Source organism: Brevundimonas sp., assembly GCF_041919755.1.
GTDB lineage: Bacteria > Pseudomonadota > Alphaproteobacteria > Caulobacterales > Caulobacteraceae > Brevundimonas.
In genome coordinates this window covers 224,794-247,051 of record NZ_JAYRTD010000001.1, presented here as the reverse complement: position 1 = coordinate 247,051, position 22,258 = coordinate 224,794, and the positions used below count along the sequence as shown (strand labels likewise).

22 protein-coding genes are annotated in these 22,258 nt (G+C 65.2%); 13 read left to right on the top strand and 9 right to left on the bottom strand.

What is annotated here, in order from left to right; genetic code table 11:
• Window positions 1-831, bottom strand: a complete 831-nt coding sequence (locus tag ACE3TH_RS01290) for an endonuclease/exonuclease/phosphatase family protein (RefSeq protein WP_374596636.1) — start codon at window positions 829-831, stop codon at window positions 1-3.
• Window positions 832-985: 154 nt separating this feature from the next.
• Between ACE3TH_RS01290 and ACE3TH_RS01285 the strand changes: the two genes are divergently transcribed.
• From ACE3TH_RS01285 to ACE3TH_RS01250, 8 genes are all read left to right on the top strand, one after another.
• Window positions 986-1,366 (top strand): DUF6249 domain-containing protein, encoded by a 381-nt coding sequence (locus ACE3TH_RS01285; RefSeq protein ID WP_374596634.1) that lies wholly within the window; start codon window positions 986-988, stop codon window positions 1,364-1,366.
• Window positions 1,367-1,391: 25 nt separating this feature from the next.
• Complete coding sequence (locus tag ACE3TH_RS01280) at window positions 1,392-1,979, top strand: RNA polymerase sigma factor (RefSeq protein ID WP_374596632.1); 588 nt, start codon at window positions 1,392-1,394, stop codon at window positions 1,977-1,979.
• Entirely contained in the window at window positions 1,969-2,391 is a 423-nt protein-coding gene (locus ACE3TH_RS01275) for a hypothetical protein (RefSeq protein WP_374596630.1), read from the top strand. Before ACE3TH_RS01280 ends, ACE3TH_RS01275 begins: the two co-directional genes overlap by 11 nt.
• A 68-nt stretch (window positions 2,392-2,459) precedes the next feature.
• A complete protein-coding gene (gene panB, locus ACE3TH_RS01270; protein WP_374596628.1) occupies window positions 2,460-3,296 on the top strand; it encodes a 3-methyl-2-oxobutanoate hydroxymethyltransferase in 837 nt (278 codons plus the stop codon).
• 78 nt (window positions 3,297-3,374) lie between these two features.
• On the top strand, window positions 3,375-4,178 hold the full coding sequence (locus ACE3TH_RS01265; protein WP_374596626.1) for a tetratricopeptide repeat protein: 804 nt from the start codon (window positions 3,375-3,377) through the stop codon (window positions 4,176-4,178).
• Window positions 4,179-4,201: 23 nt separating this feature from the next.
• Window positions 4,202-5,620 carry a PQQ-binding-like beta-propeller repeat protein gene (locus ACE3TH_RS01260; RefSeq protein WP_374596624.1) on the top strand — a complete coding sequence of 473 codons (1,419 nt, stop codon included), beginning with the start codon at window positions 4,202-4,204 and terminating at the stop codon, window positions 5,618-5,620.
• Window positions 5,621-5,661: 41 nt separating this feature from the next.
• Window positions 5,662-7,281 carry a ribosome biogenesis GTPase Der gene (der, locus tag ACE3TH_RS01255; protein ID WP_374596622.1) on the top strand — a complete coding sequence of 540 codons (1,620 nt, stop codon included), beginning with the start codon at window positions 5,662-5,664 and terminating at the stop codon, window positions 7,279-7,281.
• A gap of 61 nt (window positions 7,282-7,342) precedes the next feature.
• On the top strand, window positions 7,343-7,705 hold the full coding sequence (locus ACE3TH_RS01250; protein WP_374596620.1) for a hypothetical protein: 363 nt from the start codon (window positions 7,343-7,345) through the stop codon (window positions 7,703-7,705).
• A gap of 28 nt (window positions 7,706-7,733) precedes the next feature.
• On the opposite strand, the gene ACE3TH_RS01245 is transcribed toward ACE3TH_RS01250, so the two are convergent.
• The 8 genes from ACE3TH_RS01245 to ACE3TH_RS01210 form a co-directional block, all read right to left on the bottom strand.
• Window positions 7,734-8,465 (bottom strand): SDR family NAD(P)-dependent oxidoreductase, encoded by a 732-nt coding sequence (locus ACE3TH_RS01245; RefSeq protein ID WP_374596618.1) that lies wholly within the window; start codon window positions 8,463-8,465, stop codon window positions 7,734-7,736.
• Between the two features lie 7 nt (window positions 8,466-8,472).
• Entirely contained in the window at window positions 8,473-9,978 is a 1,506-nt protein-coding gene (gene purF / locus ACE3TH_RS01240; protein WP_374596616.1) for an amidophosphoribosyltransferase, read from the bottom strand.
• 31 nt (window positions 9,979-10,009) lie between these two features.
• Window positions 10,010-10,603, bottom strand: a complete 594-nt coding sequence (locus ACE3TH_RS01235; RefSeq protein ID WP_374596614.1) for a CvpA family protein — start codon at window positions 10,601-10,603, stop codon at window positions 10,010-10,012.
• Window positions 10,604-10,609: 6 nt separating this feature from the next.
• Window positions 10,610-11,974, bottom strand: a complete 1,365-nt coding sequence (radA, locus tag ACE3TH_RS01230; protein ID WP_374596612.1) for a DNA repair protein RadA — start codon at window positions 11,972-11,974, stop codon at window positions 10,610-10,612.
• 150 nt (window positions 11,975-12,124) lie between these two features.
• Window positions 12,125-13,162 (bottom strand): alanine racemase, encoded by a 1,038-nt coding sequence (gene alr / locus ACE3TH_RS01225; RefSeq protein ID WP_374596610.1) that lies wholly within the window; start codon window positions 13,160-13,162, stop codon window positions 12,125-12,127.
• 190 nt (window positions 13,163-13,352) lie between these two features.
• Window positions 13,353-14,435, bottom strand: a complete 1,083-nt coding sequence (locus tag ACE3TH_RS01220; RefSeq protein ID WP_374596608.1) for an ABC transporter ATP-binding protein — start codon at window positions 14,433-14,435, stop codon at window positions 13,353-13,355.
• A gap of 198 nt (window positions 14,436-14,633) precedes the next feature.
• The gene (locus ACE3TH_RS01215) at window positions 14,634-16,778 is read right to left on the bottom strand and encodes a DEAD/DEAH box helicase (RefSeq protein WP_374596606.1); all 2,145 of its coding nucleotides are present in this window, start codon (window positions 16,776-16,778) and stop codon (window positions 14,634-14,636) included.
• A 127-nt stretch (window positions 16,779-16,905) separates the two neighbouring features.
• Window positions 16,906-17,784 carry a hypothetical protein gene (locus ACE3TH_RS01210; RefSeq protein ID WP_374596604.1) on the bottom strand — a complete coding sequence of 293 codons (879 nt, stop codon included), beginning with the start codon at window positions 17,782-17,784 and terminating at the stop codon, window positions 16,906-16,908.
• Between the two features lie 164 nt (window positions 17,785-17,948).
• On the opposite strand from ACE3TH_RS01210, the gene ACE3TH_RS01205 reads away from it, so the two are divergent.
• From ACE3TH_RS01205 to ACE3TH_RS01185, 5 genes are all read left to right on the top strand, one after another.
• Entirely contained in the window at window positions 17,949-18,554 is a 606-nt protein-coding gene (locus tag ACE3TH_RS01205) for a LuxR C-terminal-related transcriptional regulator (RefSeq protein WP_374596602.1), read from the top strand.
• 237 nt (window positions 18,555-18,791) lie between these two features.
• Window positions 18,792-19,349, top strand: a complete 558-nt coding sequence (locus ACE3TH_RS01200; RefSeq protein WP_374596600.1) for a hypothetical protein — start codon at window positions 18,792-18,794, stop codon at window positions 19,347-19,349.
• A 109-nt stretch (window positions 19,350-19,458) separates the two neighbouring features.
• Window positions 19,459-20,292, top strand: a complete 834-nt coding sequence (locus ACE3TH_RS01195; protein ID WP_374596598.1) for a hypothetical protein — start codon at window positions 19,459-19,461, stop codon at window positions 20,290-20,292.
• 108 nt (window positions 20,293-20,400) lie between these two features.
• Window positions 20,401-21,231 carry a hypothetical protein gene (locus ACE3TH_RS01190; protein WP_374596596.1) on the top strand — a complete coding sequence of 277 codons (831 nt, stop codon included), beginning with the start codon at window positions 20,401-20,403 and terminating at the stop codon, window positions 21,229-21,231.
• Between the two features lie 138 nt (window positions 21,232-21,369).
• Window positions 21,370-22,230, top strand: a complete 861-nt coding sequence (locus tag ACE3TH_RS01185) for a hypothetical protein (protein ID WP_374596594.1) — start codon at window positions 21,370-21,372, stop codon at window positions 22,228-22,230.
• Window positions 22,231-22,258: the final 28 nt, after the last annotated feature.

Sequence of the window (22,258 nt, the reverse complement as noted above, 5' to 3'; positions counted from 1 at the left end):
TCAACGCAGGCCGATCGTCGCGACGACCCCGAAATGGTCCGACGGATATTCGCCGTTTGTCGGCTGATCGCCGATCAGGCTGGCCTGACCGATCTTCAGCCGGTCTCGCTCGGCGAAGATGTGGTCGATCTGGCGTTCGGGATGGTTCTTCGCCGGATTCAGCGTGGTCACCACCGCGCCGTGGGGCAGGGCGGTGGTAAAGCGCGGCCCCGTCAGGGTCGCCAGGCCCGGATCGGTCTGCTGGGCATTGAAGTCGCCTGTGACGATCAGTGGCGTTTCGTCCTGCGGCAGCCAGCCCATCAGGTCGGCGATCTGACGGGCCCGCACGGCCGCAGCGTCCTGCTGCCAAGCCAGGTGAGTGTTGACGACATCCACGGATCGCCCGTCGACCGCGACCCTCACCCGGACAGCGGTACGATAGTCGTCCAATGGCTCCAGTTTTTTCCATTCGTGCTGAAGAAGCGGCAAGCGCGACAGGATGGCATTGCCATAACGGCGGGGTGCGCCCTCGGCATCGGTGGAGACGAAATGCATCTGATAGCCGCCCAGGGCGTCGGCCAGGGTCTGCGCTTGATTCGGCAGGCCCACAGCGGCGTCCTCCAGTACCTCCTGCAGGGCGATGACGTCGGCGTCCTCTGCCCTCAACGCCGCGATCAGCAAGGGCAGTCGGGCGGCCCAGTCGCCCTGATTGTGCCAGATGTTGAAGGTGATCAGTTTGAACTGGCTACTGCCGAGCCCAGCGGCCGATGACACGGTCGGACCGGGCAGTGGCGCACACGCCATCAGCGGCGTCGTGGCCAGTCCGGTGAGCAGAAGGCGGCGATCGATCATGGCAGACTCCCTTTCAGCGGACCTTTTCTCCCGCGCGGAGGCAGGGTCAAAAAGAATCTGCAATCGTCTGCATCCGTTTCTCCGACTGCCGGCCTCTTGTTGACAGAAGGACGCGGCGCCACGCTGCCTCCGTCATTGAAAGAGAGACTATTCCATGGGTGTCGAAATCCTGATCCCTCTGGCGGGCATCTTCATGATCATCGCCATCGTCGTCGGCCCGGCGTGGCTGAAAAGCCGCGAGCGGCGCGAGATGCAGAATACCCTCAGGGCCGCCGTCGAACGCGGCCAGCCCCTGCCGCCTGAACTGATCGATGCCCTGACCAAGGAACAGGTTCGCAAGCTGCCCTCGGCCTCGCGTGATCTGCGGATGGGCGTCATTCTGCTGGCTCTATCGGGCGGTGTCGCGGCTGCCTTCCTGTTGCTGGGCCAGGGCGTGGAAAAAGAAGCGGGCTATGTCGCCGGTTTTGCCGCCATCCCCGGTGCCATTGGTCTGGCTTTCGTTATCCTGAGCTTCTTCAACAAGAACAAGGACTAAGCCCAGGCCTCCGGGGAATGCCATCATGATGCAGGCGCGCGACAAGCCCCTGATCGACCGGCACGACGTCGAGCTCGCCGCCCTCGCGGCGGCGGGCGGACGGCGCGAGTTCGGTGAACTGGTCCGCCGCCACGGTACGCCTGTGCGGGCGCTACTGCGGCGCATGGGGGCGCAACCCTCCGTCGCCGACGATATCGCCCAGGACGCCTTCATTCAGGCCTTCCAGCGGTGTTCCGAGTTTCGGGGCGACGGCACCTTCGCCGCATGGATCAAACGGATCGCGGCCCGGCTTTATATCAAGCGTTGCGTCAAGGAGGCCCGCTATGTCGATGAAGTCTCGGATGATGAGGTGGTCCACCAGCCCCATCCCGGCGATCGAATGGACCTCGACGAGGCCCTGAAAACCCTCAGCGAGCCGGAGCGGCTGTGCGTCTCCCTGTGTCACGGCGCAGGCATGGCCCATCCGGAGATCGCCTCCGCCCTGAATTTGCCACTCGGCACGGTGAAGTCTCATGTCAAACGTGGTCTGGATAAACTCCGCGCGCGGCTCCAGCCGGAACCCGCTCAAGCCCAATCCGCTCAAACCCTGGGGAGAGCACAACATGTCGGCTGACGAGTTCGATCCCTTCGTCGAGCGGCTGTTCTCGCGCACTCCGCCCATGGCCGATGCCGCCCTGTTCACCGCCGGCGTCGAGGCGCGGTTGCAGAAGGGCTCGCGCTTCCGCAACCTGGCCATCGTCCTTGCTGGCCTGGTTGGCGGGGTGGTCGCGGTGCGCGAGACCATCACGGTCAACGTCAATCTGGAAGGTCAGCCCGAGGGCGTCGTCGCCGGCCAGGCCTTAAACCAGGGGGTGCAGTCCGCCTCCATAGGCATTCAGACCGCGATCGATTCGGCCCTGTCCGGTCTGGGCCTGAACCAGCTGGAGCTGGGCTCGGTCGGTGGCATGCAGGTCTTCTGGCTGGCCGCCGCAGGCATCATCGCCCTGGCCACGATCAGCGCCGTGCGCCTGTCGCAGGAAGTCTGAACCGGCTCATTCGCTCGACCTGACGGGATGCACGGCCTATCTAGGCCGCGAACAGTCAGGGATACTTCATGTCCAGCCAGATCCAGAGCCCGATCAAGCGGATCACCGTGCCCGACATCCGGGCCAGAAAGGGCGGCGAGCCGATTGTCGTCCTGACCGCCTATGATGCGCCGACGGCGGCCCTGATGGACGCGCATTGCGACATCCTGCTGGTCGGGGACAGCGTGGGGATGGCGGTCCATGGCCTGACGTCCACGGTCGGCGTGACGCTCGAGATGATGATCTTGCACGGCCAGGCCGTGATGCGCGGCGCGAAACGGGCCCTGGTCGTCATCGACATGCCGTTCGGCAGCTATGAAGCCGGCCTCGAGACGGCCTATGCCAATGCCGTGCGCGTCCTGAAGGAAACCGGCGCCCAGGCGATCAAGGTCGAGAGCGGTCCGACCGCCCCGGCCACCATCGACTATCTGGTCAAACGCGGGGTGCCGGTTATGGGTCATGTCGGCCTGTTGCCCCAGTCGATCAACATCGACGGCAGTTTCAAGGCCAAGGGCAGGGAGGAGGGCGAGCGCGCCCGCATCCTGCAATCGGCCCGCGACACCGCCGATGCCGGAGCCTTCGCCGTCGTCATCGAGGGCGTCGCCGAAGGGCTGGCGCGAGAGATCACCGAGGCGATCGACAAGCCGACGATCGGCATCGGGGCCTCGGTCGCCTGCGACGGTCAGGTGCTGGTCTCGTCCGACATGCTGGGCGTTTTCGACTGGACGCCGAAATTCGTGCGCAAATATGCCGATCTGCGCGGGGTGATCGATCAGGCGGTGGCGACCTATGCCGATGATGTCCGTGCCCGCCGTTTTCCTGCCGAAGTCGAGACCTACTTCTCCAAAAAGCCGGTTTCCACCTGAACCGCCGCGTTGCGGTGGATGATGCGACGCACTAGGGTCGCGCCGGATTGAATTTCAGCGGTTTTGGGGCGGTTTTTCGTGGTTGATGTCTTCGAACAGGTCGAGGAGGAGCTTCGCTCCGATCGATACAAGCGGCTGGCCCGCACCTGGCTGCCCGTCGTCGGCGGCGTGCTGCTGATCGCCCTGATCGCGGCGCTGAGCTGGTGGGGCTGGGACAGCTGGCAGACGTCCAAGGCGGATAAGGCTTCCGTCGCCTACGACCGCGGGCTGGATTCCCTAGAGGCCGGCAACCCCATCGGAGCCGACGCCGCCTTCGTTCAGGCCGCCAAGGAAGGCAACGGAGCCTACAAGGCCCTGGCGCTGCAGATGCGCGCGCAGATTGCCGTCGACGCCAACCGCATCCCTGACGCCATCCGGCATCTGGACGACGCGGCCAAGGCCACGCGCGATCCGATCCTGTCTGACATCGCGGCCCTGAAGGCCGCCTGGCTGGTGATGGACACCAACGCCTCCCTGGCCGACGTCGAAGGTCGCCTCGAGCCGCTGACCGGCGACAAGCGTCCCTACCGCTATGACGCGCGCGAAGCCTTGGCCATGGCCCGACTTCAGGCCGGTCAGACCGCGGAGGCGCGTCAGGCCCTCGTCCTTCTGAAGAATGACCTGGATGCGCCGCAGCCGGTCATCCAGCGCGCCGGTGCGGTCGTCGAGGCGATCGACGGGGGCGTCGCCGCCAATCTTTCGGCGCTGTTGCAAACCATGCGCAACCTGCCCGCGCCCGTCGCGACGCCGCCCGCCGGCGCTCCAGGTTCGGCCCCGGCTGCCGCACCCGCACCCGCGCCAGCCCCTGCCCAGGCTCCTCAAGCCGCCCCGGCCAGTCAGTGATCCCCGTTTCCAGGACGTCGCCCATGAATCGCGTGATTAAAGTCGCCCTGCTATGCGGTCTGGCCGTCACCGTCGCCTCCTGCGGCACCGTGCGCCGTGCCCTGCCGTTCGGGCTTGGCGGTGCGGAGCAGCCCGAGGCCGTCGCCAGCGAGGGTGCGCGGATTTCCATCCTGGAGTTCGAACAGCAACTGGCCCCGTCAGCCGCCCTGTCGGGTCGCGACTTCTTCCTGCCCGGACCCCAAGCCGCAACGGCCTGGACCCAGCCCGGGGGCACGGCTGAGAACCTGGTCGAACACGCCATCGCCGCCCCTGACTTCACGGTCGCCTGGCGTCGCAGTATCGGCGTCGGCTCCAGCCGCACGCGCCAGGTCATGGCACCCGTCATCGCCGACGGGAATCGCATCTTCGTCCTGGACGGCGAAGCTTCGGTCGCCGCCGTTGACGCCGGCACGGGCGAGATCGCCTGGAAGACCAACATCAAGCCGGCCGAGGACACTCGCCGCACCGGCTGGTTCGGCATGGGCGGACGCTCCGACGGCGGTGGCTTCGGCGGCGGGATCGCCGCAGGGGCCGGGCGCGTCTTCGTGGCCTCGGGCTATCGCGCCGTCACAGCGCTGGACCAGGCTACGGGTGCCGTCGTCTGGACGACCCCGGTCGATGTGCCGATCCATGGCGCACCGACCTTCTCCGGCGGCCGCGTCTTCGTCGTCGATGTCGAGAACCAGCTTCTGACCTTCGACGCCGCCACGGGCCAGCAATCCTGGAGCTTCCGCGGTATCCCTGAGCCCGCGCGTCTGATGCGCGCCTCCAGCCCGGCCGTCACGGGCGACACCGTCGTCGCGCCGTTCTCGTCCGGCGAACTGACCGCCTTCCGCGCCTCGACCGGCCAGGCCGTATGGCAGCACGTCCTGTCGCGCACCAGCCGCACCAGCGCCCTGTCCGAGATCCGCGACATCGCCGGTCGTCCGGTCATCAGCCGCGGCACCGTCTATGCGATCAGCCACTCAGGCGTTCTTTCGGCGCTGGACATCCGCTCGGGCGAGCCGAAGTGGGCCGAACTGCCTATCGGCGGCGTCAATGCGCCCTTGCCGGTCGGCGACGTGGTCTACGTCGTGTCCAAGGAAGGCGAGCTGACCGTCATCAACCGCGATACGGGCCAGGTCTACTGGACCCGCGACCTGAACGAAGGCCGCGTGCGTCAGGAGGGGGGCTTCCTGGGCTTCTGGGATCGCACCGTGCGCCCGGTCTGGTCCGGCCCGCTGCTGGCCTCCAACCGTCTTGTCCTGACCAACTCCGACGGTGAACTGGTCGCCTTCGATCCCAAGACGGGGGCCCAGACCGCCAGCCTGAAACTGGGTGGTCCGGCCTATCTGGCCCCCGCCGCCTACAACGGGGCGCTCTATGTCCTGACCGACAAGGGTGACCTGGTCAGCATTCGCTGATCACGCTCACGCCTCAGCCCAAACTGCGTTAGAAGGCCGACATGGCTCTCAAAGTCGCCATCGTCGGCCGCCCGAATGTGGGCAAGTCGACACTGTTCAACCGCCTCGTCGGCAAGCGCCTCGCGCTCGTCGACGATCGCCCCGGTGTGACCCGCGACCGCCGCTATGCCGACGGTCACATCGGCGACATGGACCTGACGCTGATCGATACGGCTGGGTACGAAGACGTCAGCGATGACAGCCTCGAAAGCCGCATGCGCGAGCAGACCGAGGCCGCGCTGGAAGACGGCGACCTGATCCTGTTCATGATGGACGCCCGCGAGGGCGTGACCTCTCTGGACCGCATCTTCGCCGACCGCCTGCGCAAGGTGCACAAGCCGGTCATCCTCTTGGCCAACAAGTCCGAAAGTCGTGAAAGCGGCGGCGGCATCGGCGAGGCCTATGCCCTGGGCTTCGGCGAACCCGTCGCCATCAGTGCCGAACACGGCGAGGGCATGGCGGACCTCTATGCCGCCGTCGTCACCGCCAGTGCGGACATCTTCGTCGAGGAGATCGATGAGCCGGACAAGCCGATCCGCATCGCCATCGTCGGTCGGCCCAATGCCGGCAAGTCCACCCTGATCAACCACCTGATCGGCGAAGATCGCATGCTGACCGGTCCCGAGGCCGGGATCACACGCGACAGCATCTCGGTCGACTGGGAATACGAAGGCCAGAACATCCGCCTGGTCGACACCGCCGGCATGCGTCGCAAGGCGCGGGTGCAGGAGAAGCTGGAAAAGCTGTCGGTCGCCGACACCATCCGCGCCATCACCTTCGCCGAGGTGGTTGTCCTGGTCATGGACAAGGACAACGCCTTCGACACCCAGGACCTGCAGCTGGCCGATCTGGTCGAGCGCGAGGGCCGGGCGCTGGTCTATGTCGCGTCGAAATGGGACCTGGAAGAGAACCCCCAGTCCAAGCTGGCCGAGCTGTCGCGCCTGGCTGAGGACAAGCTGCCCCAGCTGAAGGGCTCGCCCTTCATCGCCCTGTCGGCGCACAACGGGCGCGGCGTCGAGCGGCTGATGCCCGCCATCCTGCAGGCGCATGCGACATGGTCGGTCAAGGTCAAGACTAAGGACCTGAACACCTGGCTGTCGATGGCGACCCAACGCCACCCGCCCCCCGCCGTGGATGGAAAGCGCATCAAGCCCAAATACATGGCCCAGACCAAGGCCCGGCCGCCGACCTTTGTGCTAATGGCCAGCCGTGCCGAGGCCATGCCGGAACAGTACAAGCGCTATCTGGTCAACAATCTGCGTGAGAGCTTCGACCTGCCCGGCACGCCGATCCGCCTGATCGTCAAGTCCGGCAGCGACAACCCCTATGCGCCGGGCGGGGCCAAGTCGGGTCCCGAACGCTACAAGGGCGACGCCAAGATCGCGCCGCGCCGGGTCATCAAGAAGGCCGAGCGCGAGGCCGCCCTGTCCAACCTGCCAGGCAAGGCGCTGGAGCAGAAGAAGTCCGGTGCCAAGCCCAAGCCCTTGTCCGGCCTGAAAGCCAGCGCCTCAAAGAAGGCCGGCTCCTTCATCGCCGTCCAGAAGGGTGCGCGCGGCGGGGCCCGTCAGGTCTCACGCTCGGGCCGCATCCGTACCGGTCAGAAGCACGCGCCGAAGAAGTGACTTCCGGTTGACGGGGGACCCTGGACTGGCACATTGCGCCGGATTAAGGGGGAGTTCAGTGATGAAACTATTTTTGGCTCTGGCGACCGGCATGCTGCTCGCTGGATCGGCGATGGCGCAGGACGCCGGCTCGGTCGCTTCAGCCTGCCCCGTTCCAGCAATTCCCGTTGTTGAACGACCGACCAAGCCAGAGCGCCCGGCGCTGCCATCTTGCGTCAACGAGGCGCGCGGCACCCATAACTGCAACAACCGCGTACTGAATGCGTATGAGACCGCCAATCGCGAGTACCAGGCTTCATTCACGGCCTATGTGGCTCAGGTAAACAGCTACATTCAGAAGCTGCAGACTTACACGCGGGAAGCTGTTGCCTATGCCGAATGCGAACGAGATGTCGTTCTGCCTTCGACTCTGATCAACGGTTGAGTCGGTCCCGGACCACCGTCTCAGTCTCCTAGCCGGCGCTCCAGTCCCTGAACTTCACCTCCAGCGCCGGTTCACGGTCGCCGCGCGCCAGCTCGACCATCAGCGGGCCGATGGCAGAGGGGTGGATCACGGTCTCCGGCTCCTCGCCCGGATAGGCCTGGGCGCGCAGCTGGGTGCGCATGCGGCCCGGATCCACGATGCTGGCGCGAATGTTGGTGCTTTCGATCTCGTCGGCCCAGCATTTCATCAGGGCCTCGGCCCCCGCCTTGGTCGCGGCATAGGCCCCCCAGAAGGCCTTAGGGGCGGAGGCGACGCTCGAAGTCAGATAGATGGCGCGTCCGGCGTCCGAAGCCCGCAGCAGCGGCTCCAGCGAGCGGATCAGGCGATAGACGGCGGTAAAGTTGGTCTTCTCGATCTTGGCGAAGCCGCGCACGTCGGCGTGGGCGACGGGGGTCAGCCCCTCGGCCCCCATGATGGCCGCCGACTGCACCCAGATGTCCAGCTTGCCGAACCGATCGAACAGCGCCCCGCCCAGCCGGTCGATCGCGCCGCCGTCTACCAGATCGAACGGGATCAGCGTCGCGTGCTTGCCGGTGGCGGCGAAGATGGCGTCGTCCAGCTCTTCCAGCCCGCCCTGGGTCCGCGCCGTCGCCACGACACGGGCCCCGGCCTTCGCTAGCGCCAGGGCAGTCTCGTAGCCGATACCACGCGAGGCCCCCACTACGAGGGCGATACGGTCTTGAAGAGGCAGGTCAGTCATAGAGGGATCAGGCACTCACCAGCAGGGACAGCTGACGCTGGGGCTCCTCGCGGCCACCTTCCTCGATCTCGCGATCCAGCAGGCGGGTGGGGTATTCGCCAGTGAAGTAGTGGTCGGTGAACTGCGGCGTCTTGGGATCGCGGGGCCCGGCCTCCATGGCGGCATACAGGCCATCGATGGACAGGAAGCCCAGCGAATCGACCTCTAGATATTCGCGCATCTCGTCCAGCGACTTGTTGGCGGCGATCAGCTGGTCCCGCTCGGGCATGTCGATGCCGTAGAAGTCGGGATACAGGATCGGCGGGCTGGCCGAGCGCAGGTGAACCTCTTTGGCCCCTGCCGCGCGCACGGCTCGCACCAGCTTGACTGAAGTCGTGCCGCGCACGATCGAATCGTCGATCAGGACGACGCGCTTGCCCTCCAGCACCGAGCGGTTGGGGCTGTGCTTCATGCGCACGCCCTTCTGGCGGGTGGCCTGGCTGGGCTGGATGAAGGTGCGGCCCAGATAGTGGCTGCGGATGATCCCCATCTCATAGGGAATGCCGCTTTCCTGGGCATAGCCGAGGGCGGCGGGCACACCGGAGTCTGGCACCGGCACCACAACGTCGGCCTCGACGCCATGCTCGCGGGCCAGGCCCTGGCCCATGCGCTTGCGCACGCCATAGACCGAGCGCCCGTTCACCACGCTGTCGGGGCGCGAGAAGTAGACGTATTCGAACAGGCAGGGCCGTGCCGCGCGGCTCGGGAAGGGCTTGAGCGAGCGCAAACCCTTTTCGTCGATGATCACGACCTCGCCATGCTCGACATCGCGCACAAACGTGGCCCCGATGGTGTCCAGCGCACAGGTTTCGGACGCCAGCACCCAGGCCTCGCCGATCTTGCCCAGCACCAGCGGGCGGATGCCCAGCGGGTCGCGAGCGCCGATCATCTTGAACCGCGTCTGGCAGACCAGGGCATAGCCGCCCTCGATCCGGCCGATGGCGTCGATGAAGCGGTCGACGATCTTGGCCTTACGGCTGCGGGCGATCAGGTGGAGGATGACCTCGCTGTCCGAGGTCGACTGGAAGATCGAGCCCTCGCCGACCAGTTGTTTGCGCAGATAGTGGAAGTTGGTGAGATTGCCGTTGTGCGCCACGGCGATGCCGCCCGAATCCAGATCGGCGAACATGGGCTGGATGTTGCGCAGGAAACTGCCGCCTGCGGTCGAATAGCGGGTGTGGCCCACGGCGGCGCGACCGGGCATGCGGGTGGCCAGATCGGCACCGCCGAACGCTTCGCCGACCAGACCCATGTGGCGTTCGGTATGAAAGCGGCTGTCCTTGACGCTGGCGATGCCGCAGGCTTCCTGTCCGCGATGCTGGAGTGCGTGCAGACCCAGGGCCACGATGGCGGAGGCGGCGTCTTCGTCGGCCCCCCAGACGCCGCAGACCCCGCATTCCAGACGCAGGGTGTCGTCATCGGCGTCGCGCCAATGTTCGCGGTGGATGACCGGATCGGCGATCAGGTGGCGCATCGTGGGGCTCCGATGACCTGCTGAAACTATATCAGGGGGCTGTGGCCGGGGAGTTAGGCGGGCTTTGCGTCGGGGGCAAGGCTTCTTCATCCGAAAACCCTCTGCTGACAGACGAAGACACCAGCGGCGTCAGGGCGTCGGCCCCACGCCCCAGGCCCGGCAGGATAATCTGGATCACTCGCGCAGACCCTGCCGACAACGGCCGGACGGCCGCATCCGTCAGCCAGCGCGGAGTCCGCTCGCCCGGCATGGCGGCGACCACGACCAGATGGATGGCTCCCAGCAGGACCAGCGCCCGCACCGCCCCGATGAAAACACCCAGGAACCGGTCGATCCCGCCCAGCTGCGGATGATCCTTGGCTCCCTTGGATAGGGCGGACCCTCCCAGACGGATCAGGAAATAGATCAGGACAAAGGACACGATCACGGCCATGATCGACCCCAGCCAGTCCGGATCGATCAGGCCGCGCCCGATCGGCGCGGTTACCGGCAAGGCCAGCATGGCCACGAAGGCCGCCAGCACAAAGCTGAACAGGGTGATGACCTCGCGTAACGCCCCGCGCACCCACCCCGCCCCGGCGGAGATCAGGATGACAATGAGGGCGAAGATGTCGAAACCGGTCACCCCACCTCAATAGCGGTTCTGCGAGATTCGTTCGACCACTTCGGTCAGGCGGGTGACCGAGGTCAGTTTCACGCCCTTGTCCTTGACCGTGAGCGGGGGGGTCAGGGCATTGTCGAAGCCCAGCTTGTTGGCTTCCCGCAGCCGCGCCTCGGCCCGGCCCACACTGCGGACCTCGCCCGACAGGCTGATCTCGCCAAAAACGACGCAGCCCTGGGGCAGGGGCATGTCGGTGGCCGAACTGATCAGGGCCGCCGCCGCCGCCAGATCCGCCGCCGGTTCGTTGATGCGCAGGCCACCCGCCACGTTCAGATAGACATCCTGGTCTCCGAAGCCGAAGCCGCAGCGTGCCTCCAGTACGGCCAGCACCATGTTCAGCCGACCGGTATCCCAGCCGACGACGGCGCGGCGGGGCGTGCCATAGGCGGACTTGGACACCAGGGCCTGCATCTCGACCAGCACGGGGCGGGAACCCTCGATCCCGGCGAAGACGGCGGCTCCCGGTGCACGATCCTTGCCCTCGCCCAGAAACAGGGCGGATGGGTTTGAGACTTCGCGCAGGCCCGCATCGCCCATCTCGAACACGCCGATCTCGTCGGTCGCGCCGAAGCGGTTCTTGCCCGCACGCAGGATGCGGAAGGGATAGCCGCGCTCGCCCTCGAAGCTCAGCACCGCATCGACCATGTGTTCGACCACGCGCGGCCCGGCCACCTGGCCGTCCTTGGTGACATGGCCGACCAGAACCACGGCCACGCCCTGCGACTTGGCCAGCCGCACCATCTCCCCGGCACAGGCGCGAACCTGCGTCACCGAACCGGGCCCCGCCTCATGGGCGTCGGACCATAGGGTCTGGATCGAATCGACGATGACGATGTCGAACTTTTCGCGCTTCAGCGTGCCCAGGATGTCGCGGAGCGCCGTGGCACTGGCAAGTTCGACCGGAGCCTTCTCCAGCCCCATCCGCTTGGCGCGAGAGCGGATCTGCTCGACCGCCTCCTCGCCCGAGATATAGGCCACGCGGCGTCCCGCCATCGCCGCACGGCCAGCGACGTCCAGCAGCAAGGTAGACTTGCCCACGCCCGGATCGCCGCTCAGCAGGATGGCCGAGCCCGGCACCACGCCACCGCCGCAGACGCGGTCGAACTCGGTCACACCGGTGACGAGACGAGGCGGCTCAGGCGTGTCCGACTGCAGCGTCTCGAACTGCAGACCGCGGGTCCTGGCCGCACTGACCGGCTTCAGGGCACCGGGCGGAGCAGAGCGGCTCTCCTCGACGATGGAGTTCCACTGGCCACAGGCCCCGCACTGGCCGGACCATTTGCCGTGGACGGCTCCGCAGGACTGGCAGACATAGATCGCACTGTCGCGGGCCATCAGAAAATGCACTCGAAAAAAACGGGGTGCAAAAAGTGCAACTTCGCTGTGGGCTTCATGTCAGGCAGACGACATGCTGATCGGATTGTCATCGTCTGCCCCTCGAACCCGGCGGGAACATAGGGGGAACATGTGGCCTGCGCTAGAGGGTCACCCGATATAGTGCCTTGGCACGCGTGAAGTGATCGAGGTGAGCAGTTCATAGGCGATGGTCCCGGCGGCCTGTGCCGCATCGTCGATCGGCCTGTGCGCACCGAACAGTTCGACGCTATCGCCCACGGCTACGTCAAGATCGGTCGCATCGGCGGCGCAGACGTCCATGGAAATCCTTCCGACCAGCGGCCGCAGCGTCCCGCCGATCCAGACCTGGCCTTTCGGGCTGTACGACCTCAGGACACCGTCGGCGTATCCCGCCGCGACCGTCGCGACCCGGCGCGGTGTGTCCGCGACGAAGCCGCGCGAATAGCCGACGCTCTCGCCTGCAGGCACGTCACGGACCTGAAGTATGTCGGCGGAAAAGGTAGCGACAGGGCGGATGCGCGGGTCGGGCCGCCCCTCGGGACCGCCGCCATACAGGCAGATGCCGGGGCGCGCGGCGTCGAAGGCATAATCCCGGCCCAGGAAATCGCCGCCGGAGTTGGCGAAGGACCGGATCGCGCCGGGATAGCGGGCGGCGACGGCGGCGAACACGTCACGCTGGCGGGCGTTCATCTCGGCCGAGGAATCGTCGGCGCAGGCCAGATGGCTCAGAACCATCGTCAGGCCCTCGAACGGTGCAGGAGCCTCCTCCTGGCGAAATCCCAGACGGTTCATGCCGGTGTCGATCTGGATGGCGCAGGGCCCGGCCCCGGCAGCGCGCCAGGCGGCAAGCTGGGCTCCATGGTTCAGCACCGGACGCAGATTGGCGGCCTTTAGAACGGAAGCCGCATCGCCGACGCAGCCGTCTAGGACGTAGATCGTCGGCGCGGGCCCTAGCGCCTCCCGCAAGGCGACGCCTTCCGATGCCCGCGCCACGAAGAAGGTCCGGGCCCCCTCTGCCATCAGACGGGTGGCACAGGCGACGGCCCCCAACCCATAGCTGTCGGCCTTGACCACCGGATGGACCGGTACGCCGGTGGCCGCTTCCAGCGCATGGAAGTTGGCGGCCAGGGCGTTCAGGTCGACGGTCAGGCGGGTCGGGGAGGGCATGCGGGACTGTAGAAGCCAGACGTTGTGCGATGCAACAGAGTCTCCTTCTCCCCTCGCGGGAGAAGGTGGGCGGCGGAGCCGCTCGGATGAGGGTGCTCTACAAGTTCGAACGCCGTCTGACGATGAGCGAGAGGCTGACAGCCCCCTCATCCGGCCCTCCGGCCCACCTTCTCCCGCAAGGGGAGAAGGGTCAGAGTCTCTGAAACGCCATCCCGTGCGCATCAAACAGGTGCGCTTGCGAGGCTGGAACCTTCAACGTCATGACCTCACCCGCTGTCGGCCGCGCCTCGCCGGGGAGCAGGGCGGTCAGGGCGATCTCGCCATAGGTCAGATAGGCATAGGTGGCGTGGCCGAGCGTTTCGACGAAGGTCAGAGTGGCCGGGAGGGTGTCACCCTCGGTCGCCCCGCCGATGTGCTCGGGCCGGATGCCGACGGTGACCTTGTCGCCCGCCTTGGCTGCCGAGGCATCGACCGCGACCGACAGGGTTTCGCCACCCACCAGTCGCACCGTCGCACCGCTCGCTGTCGCCGTGACCAGTTCGCCGGGCAGCAGGTTCATCTTCGGGCTGCCGATAAACTCGGCGACGAAGAGGTTGCGGGGGTTTTCGTACAGATCCATCGGCCGGCCGACCTGTTCGATCACGCCGCCGTTCAGGACCACGATCCGGTCGGCCAGGGTCATCGCTTCGACCTGATCGTGGGTGACATAGATCATGGTCGTCTTCAGCCGTTGGTGCAGGGCCGCGAACTCGTAGCGCATGCGGACGCGCAGACTGGCGTCCAGGTTGGACAGCGGCTCGTCGAACAGGAAGACCTGCGGCTCGCGCACGATGGCGCGGCCGATGGCGACACGCTGGCGCTGGCCACCCGACAGGGCCTTGGGCTTGCGGTCCAGGTATTCGGTGATGTTCAGCGTCTCGGCCGCGCCGCGTACGCGCCGGTCGATCTCGGCCTTGTCGGCCTTGGCCAGCTTCAGGCCGAACGCCATGTTCTCGTACACGCTCATGTGCGGGTAAAGCGCATAGGACTGGAACACCATGGCGATGCCCCGGTCGGACGGCGACAGGTCGTTGACGATGCGGCCACCGATGGCGATCTGGCCCGCGTCGGCCTCTTCCAGTCCGGCGATGGTGCGCAGCAGGGTGGACTTGCCGCAACCGGAGGGGCCGACGAAGACCACGAACTCGCCGTCGGCGATCTCCAGATCGATGCCCTTCAGGACTTCGGTCGTGCCGAAGCGCTTCTTCACACCGGCCAGCCGGACGTCCGCCATGTTTCCTCGACCCGCAGTCTCTTGATTTGCGGGCTACCGTAAACGGTTACAGAGGTGGCGCAATCCATTCCTCCCCCATCGGGGGAGGGGGACCATCCGAAGGATGGTGGAGGGGGAAAGACGCAAACGCCGGTGTCTGGGGCTGGCCCCCTCCACCACGCTACGCGCGGTTTCCCTCCCCCGATGGGGGAGGAGTACTCAGCCGCGCGGGGTCTTACCCTTGTAGGGTTTGCTGGTCGCGGGCTTGCCGCGGGCGTCCTTGGCGGCCCATGGGCGGTCGCCGCCCTGCGGTTTGCTCCTGGGCTTGCCCTTCCACGGCTTGTGGCCGGCCGCGCCGGGCGTGGCGTCCGAGCGCGGGGCCCAGGGCGTCTTGCCCTCGACTGGCGGCTTCTTGATCCAGGGCTTCTTGCCTTCGGGTGTCGGGGTGTCGGGCGTGCGCTTCACCCACTTCTTGCCTTCGACGGCGGGGGCAGGCGGGGCGTCCTCGCGGGCCTTCCACGGCTTCCTTTCAGAAGATGCCGTGCTGTCGTCGCGCTTGACCCAGGGCTTCTTCGGACCCTCAGCACGGTCCTCGCGCGGTTTCCAGGCGGGCTTGTCGGCACCCTCTTCACGCCTGGCCCAGGGCTTCTTGTCAGGACGGTTGGACTGCGGACGGTCGCCGGATGGCTTCTTGTCCCAGCGACCGACGGGCTTCTCCGACGGGCCGGGCTTGACCGCAGGCTCGATCTTGACGCCGTCTTCCAGCCCCTGCGCGATGGCGGCCTCAAACTTGGCCTTCATCTCCATCGTGATCTCGAACTTGGTCTCGCGGTCGAAGATCTTGATGGAGCCGATATCGCGCTTGGTCACATGGCCCAGCCTGCACAGGGTCGGCATCAGCCATTTGGGATCGGCGTTCTTGTCGCGGCCGATGTTGATCCGGTACCAGGCCATGTCGCCGCCACGGGCAAAGTCCGTGTACGGAACATCAGGCTGACCCTTGTCGTTCTTGCCGCTGGCCTGCTGGCGCTTCATCCGCTCGTCGTCATAGACGTCTTCGGGCGGCGGAAGCTTATGGCGATACAGCTGGATGAGGGCCGCGGCGATCTGTTCCGCGCTGGATTTCTCCAGCAGCTGGCGACCCATGGCCAGGGTGTCCTCGTCCTCGATGACGGTCGTCAGGACGGGATCGGCCAGCATGCGCTGCTGGTCCTTGGCGCGGATTTCGTCGGCGCTGGGCGGGCCCGACCATTCGGCGGTGATCCCCGCCGAGGACAGCATGATCTCGACCTTGCGGCGGCGCGTATAGCTGACCAGCAGGACAGACACGCCCTTCTTGCCCGCGCGACCGGTCCGGCCCGAACGGTGCAGCAGCCCGGCCTTGTTGACCGGAATCTCCGCATGGATGACCAGCCCCAGATCGGGCAGGTCCAGACCGCGCGCGGCGACGTCGGTGGCGACGCACACCCGCGCATGGCCGTCGCGCAGCGCCTGCAGGGCCTCGGATCGCTGGCTCTGGGTCAGTTCGCCGGACAGGCCGACGACGGAGAAGCCGCGCTCGCGAAGGCTGGCGGTCAGATGCTTCACCCGCTCGCGCGTATTGGCGAACACGAGGGCCCCGGGGGCCTCGAAATAACGCAGCACATTGACGACGGCCAGTTCGACCTCGTTCGGCGCCACGCGGATGGCCTTGTACTCGATGTCGGCGTGCGATCCGGCACCGGCGACCGTATCGATGCGCAGGGCATCCTTCTGATAGGTCTTGGCAAGCTGCACGATGTCACGCGCCAGGGTGGCCGAGAACAACAGGGTCCGACGCTCGGCGGGTGCGGCGTCCAGAATGAAGGTCAGGTCTTCGGAGAAGCCCATGTCCAGCATCTCGTCGGCTTCATCCAGCACCACGGCCTGAAGCGTCGACAGATCCAGCGCGCCCCGCTCGACATGGTCACGCAGTCGGCCGGGCGTGCCGACCACGATGTGACAGCCGCGTTCCAGCGCTCGGCGTTCCGTCCGAGGGTCCATGCCGCCGACGCAGGAGACGATGCGCGCGCCGGTCTGGGTATACAGCCATTGCAGCTCGTTGGAGACCTGCAGGGCCAGCTCGCGGGTCGGGGCGATGACCAGGGCGACGGGAGCACCGAACTCTGCAAACTTCTCCGCCTCGCCCAGCAGGGTAGGGGCCAGCGCCAAGCCGAAGGCGACGGTCTTGCCGGACCCGGTCTGGGCACTGACCAGCAGATCCCGACCGGACCCATCGTCATTCAGCGACGCCTCCAGAACGGCAGCCTGGACGGGCGTCGGCTCGGCATAACCACGGTCGGAAAGAGCGCGGTCGAGCGCGGGATGGCTGGCAGGAAAAGGCATGATCGTTCCGTAGGGCACCAGGGCGGTGCACGCCAGCCGTCACGGTTGGCGAAAGGGGCGCGCACATGCGCCACGATCAAGGCCGAATGGTGGTCGAGACCGCCAGCTGACCCTTAAAGAATCAATATTAGCCGCAACCCGGCGTCGCCTCGCGTCGGATCGTCAATGTTTGAACGGCTGTGCCTTGCGCAGACACGGCCTCTGTTCGGCGCTCCAGGGTGTTGGCCCACCCATCCAGCGTCGACAGTTCGCCCACCAGTGTCGTGGTCGTCCGGTCTTGTGCACCCTCGACCTGGGCCGACGATCCGCTCTGGAACCGGGCCGTGCAGCGGGCCGGCTCGATCATGTCCAGTTCGGCAAATCGGGTCGATACGACAAAGCGATTGTCAGCGACTGGTGTACGCGTTTCAGGTGCGGTCACGCGACCCAGCCGTACCGGGCCGCGAGGCTGCATCTGGGCCAAGGTGGCGACATCCGACAGGATGGCGAGAGCCCGGACATTCTCCGGCATGGCATTCAGGCCGGCCAGAGTGCCGTTTCGCAGAGCTTCTTCGTCAGGCAATGCCCGGGCCATGTTGGCTTCCAGGGCCTGGCTCACGCGGGTCCAGTTGATGATCCGCTGTGGCATCCCGTTCAGATTGGCCTCGAACTCGATCGGCACATCAACGTATGACTGCAGAAGGCCAGCGAGATAGGGGCGCGCCGCATCCTGTGCCTCAGCGGATTTGAGTCTGTAGCGCATCAGAATCTTTGTGCGGGTGAGCGCCATGGTTTCCAGCGCAAATGTCTGGCGGTTCTGCGAAGCAACGCCACCCGGACCGCTTTGCACGGTTTCACTGACATAGCTGCGAGTTTCGCCGATCTGTTCTTCACGGGTCTGGGGGCTGACGCCGGTGAGCACCTCAGCAGCCGTTGGCGCTTGCGGTGAATTCGCCGCGTCCTGAGAGTGTGCTGCCCCGCCGGCAAACACGAGCGACGCAGTCATCGAAAGCAGCAGGATCTTCACGGCGCACACTCCTCCAGCCACGTTGTCCAATCCATGATTGATCGGCGGTTAGCACGCCAACCGCCGATATCGATAGCGGTTCGCCCAGCGCGTGCAAAGGCGTCTTTCTTATTGATAACCATGGCGTTCACCATTAACGGCTGCCGTTCATCGAACTGTGAAACATGTCAGACTTGGACGCTCTGCTTACATCAACCCATCGCAGCGCCGTTAAGGATGCGAGCGAGGCCGTCGCGGAATGGGCCGGTGCCGATCCCGCGCGGCGGCTGATCGTGACCAAGGACCTTTGCGTGGTCTGGGCCAGCGAAAGCGCGCAGCGCTTTCTGGACGACGCCACGATCCTGCATCGCGCCGGGTCGGCGATACGGCTGACCGATCATGCCCTGCAGTCTGAACTGACAGATCTGGTCGACAGGGCAGATGACACGTTCAGCACCTGGTATCTTTCGCGGACGGGAAGTCAGGAGCAACTGCTCTTCGTGGCACGCAGGATCAGCGCTGGCTCAGAGCTCGTTGGGTTGCGTATCCAGGATACGAGCATCGGCTTCCAGCCGCAGTGGGCCAACTTCGCCCCTGCATTCTCTCTGACGCCGGCAGAATATCGGGTGGCCTTGCTGCTACTCGATGGCAACAGTGTCGAGCGGACGGCGTCACTTCTGGGACTGGGCGCGGCTACCGTCAGAACCCACGTCAAGCGCCTGTATTTGAAAATGGACGTGTCCAGCAAAGAGGAAATGTTCCGCCGGATGGCGGGGTTTCGCATAGCTTAACCATTAACGTCTCGGGTCCGCGATTTTTTTTTGCATACCAATGGTCGATTCCCCCTAGACGCGAAAAGCCAGCGGCGACGGGAAACATGTTGGTAAACACGGACTAAGCTCAGGCATAAGGTTGATAAAACATTGATATGTCCCCAATCTTGGGGACGATTAACAAAATGCTAACGAACATATTCCGCCGCGAACGAACCCGGGGATAACGGGGTTCGCTGGGGTTGGGTGGAATAGATGAAACGCATACTCGCACCGCTCGCGGTGGCGCTGTCCGTCTCGGCAGCCGCCATCGCAGGACCGTCACTTGCTGCCGAAGGTGACCGCGACGTCGCCGATGGTGCAAAGCGGCTTCAGATCGAATTTTCAGGCCGCATTTCCCAGCGCTGTAGCATGGGTGACATCCCTGATGCCAACCTGGGCGTGATGGGCAACACCGGCTTTCGCATCCGGGCCAATATGGCGCTGGACTGCAATGTGCCCTTCACCCTGTCGTTCCAGTCCTCGAACGGCGGTATCGCCCATGACGAAATGCCGAACGGGCAGGGGCCCTATGCCGGTCGCCTGACCTATCAGATGCGCGTCGATCTGCCGGTCCGCTCGCCTGAGGCTCGCGTCATCGAGGCCAACTTCACATCGGACCAGATGCGCTCGGGCGCGACGGTATCCAGCCAGGACGGCATCTCGAATGGCGCGGCCCGACTGCGCTTCGATGTCGCCCCTCCCACCGGCGCTGGGCTTCTGGCCGGGCGATATTCGGAGACCATCACCGTGGTCCTGGCCCCCAGGACCTGAACCCTTTCGCGGCGGGCGGTGATCGCCCGGCGCTCAACCCTTTGGGCAATCGTGCCCAATGCGCCTTCTGATCCCAATGGTCGAAGGCATTTAAGTCGGAGAGAATGACATGAAAGCCTTCCGTTTGCTTGCGGGCGTCGCCGCCCTCGCCCTGATCTCCACCGCCGCTCAGGCCGGTGACGTCTATCACGCCTCGATGTCGGTTCCGGTTGGTCAAACAGGCCCTTCGGTCAACGTTCCGGGCTTTGGCACCTACACTGCAACGCCTCCGGGCTATCCGACCAACTTCACCTTCAACGAGGGCTTTAACAACCCAGCTGCGAAGGGTTACCTGCAAGGCGCATCGGCTCAGGTGATGAACACCAGCGCCAACGTTTCGATGATTGAGATCATTGGTTCGTCGGCGGCCAACAACGGTCAAGCTGTGACGACGGTCAGCAACAGCTTCACGATCAGCGGCAACGTGACGCCTGACTGCTCGTTCTTCGTCGGCAACGTCGATCGCTCGATCAACTTCGGCGTCATCGGCATCGAAGCCAACGACAACGTCGGCCCGGCCTCGGCCTTCGACATGACCGCTCCGGCCACGGCCTCGGTCCAGACCAACGTCGCTGGCTGCAACACCCGCAACCGCGTCACCATTGCCAAGGGTCGCGCTACCGGCATGGTGTCTGACAACACCGCTGGCTTCGACCAGACGCAGTTCACCAACGAACTTGACTACATCGTCAATGCCAGCTGGCAGGGTTCGGCTCCGTCGGGTGGCGCAGCGGCTCCGGTTGCAGAGACTCTGAACGTTGGTTTGAACACGCTGAACAACAACAAGCAGCAAGGTGCCTGGAAGTCGGTGTTTAACATGAACATCAACGTGCCGGTTCCGACCCGCTCGCTGCTGGCCGGCAACTACTCTGACACGATCACCGTCACGCTGGACGTGATCTAAGGGCCTGAAAGTCCTACCCAAACGGGTCGGCAAGGATCAGCGGGGCGACATCTGTTGCCCCCCTGATTCAGCTAAATCACAATTTCTCTTCTTCGACTGGAACTACCTATGAAAGCCTTCCGCCTTCTTGCTGGCGTCGCCGCCATCGCACTGGTTTCTACTGCCGCTCATGCTGGCGATGTATATCATGCATCGATTGATGTCCGCCCAGGGTATGCGGGTCCGACCGTGTCTACGCCCTCTTTCGGCAACGTCTACGCCAACGACCAAGCTCCGACCCAATTCAACGAAACCAGCCTTGGTGCGATCGGACGTGAATATCTGATCGCTGCTGACAGCGTCATTTTCGGGCTAGGCATGAACGCAAACGTCTCGCTGATCGTCATCGAAGGTTCGTCGGCGGCCAACAACGGTCAAGCTGTGACGACGGTCAGCAACAGCTTCACGATCAGCGGCAACGTGACGCCTGACTGCTCGTTCTTCGTCGGCAACGTCGATCGCTCGATCAACTTCGGCGTCATCGGCATCGAAGCCAACGACAACGTCGGCCCGGCCTCGGCCTTCGACATGACCGCTCCGGCCACGGCCTCGGTCCAGACCAACGTCGCTGGCTGCAACACCCGCAACCGCGTCACCATTGCCAAGGGTCGCGCTACCGGCATGGTGTCTGACAACACCGCTGGCTTCGACCAGACGCAGTTCACCAACGAACTTGACTACATCGTCAATGCCAGCTGGCAGGGTTCGGCTCCGTCGGGTGGCGCAGCGGCTCCGGTTGCAGAGACTCTGAACGTTGGTTTGAACACGCTGAACAACAACAAGCAGCAAGGTGCCTGGAAGTCGGTGTTTAACATGAACATCAACGTGCCGGTTCCGACCCGCTCGCTGCTGGCCGGCAACTACTCTGACACGATCACCGTCACGCTGGACGTGATCTAAGGGCCTGAAAGTCCGACCCAAACGGGTCGGCAGGGATCAGGGAGGCGACGACAATCGCCTCCCTGACTCCGGCATATAGTTTGCAAGTTGTTTACCGATGCGGCGCACAAGCTGATCGCTGTTATCCGGAGTTGACCCATGCTGATCCAAACCATGAAACGCATGCGGAAAGCCATCGTGCATTCCCTCGCGGCGGTTCTCGCTTTGGGACTGGTCCTGATCACCGACGCCGAGGCCATGCGGGTCTCGCCGATGGTCTCTGAAATCACTACACGCGGTGCCGGTTCATCGGCCCGGATCGAGGTTCAGAACGTCGGTTCGACCTCTCTGGCCTTCGAAACGCGGATCACCCGCATCGAGTTTGACGAAAACGGTCAGATGATCGAGACGCCGTCGGACGATGAATTTCTGGTCTTCCCGCCGCAAGGGGTGATTCCCGTCAATGGTCGCCAGGTCGTGCGCGTCCAGTGGGTCGGCGACCCCGAACTGGCCGTGTCGCGCGCCTACTATGTGGGCATTCACCAGCTGCCGGTCGACGTGGAGGGAACGGCCTCCGACGCGGCCGTCGGTGCCCAGGTCCAGCTTGTCTATCATATGAAATCTTTGCTGACGGTCGCGCCTCCCGGTGCCGAGCCTGATGTGCGTGTGCTGTCCGCTGTGCCCGCCATGGTGACGACCGCCGCTGGGCCGTTGGAGCTGACGTCCGCCACCTCCGAGGCTGCCGCGGCACCCGCCGCCGCGGCTGGCGAAGTTCCCGGCGTCGAGGTCGAGCTGCGCAACACCGGCACGCGCTATGCGCTGATGAGCGGTGCAGACTGGACCTTTGAGGGCAAGGATCCGCAAGGCCAGGATGTCCGTGTCCGGCTGACGGCCAATCAGATCAACGAAGCCGTTGGCGTGGGCTATCTGGCTCCTGCCGGTGGCCGCCGCGTCTTCCGGGTGCCCACGGGTCAAGCGTTCGCTGAAGGCCAGCCGATCAAGCTGAGCTTTAGCCAGTGACATCATCCGGGGGGAAGATGCGTCGCAA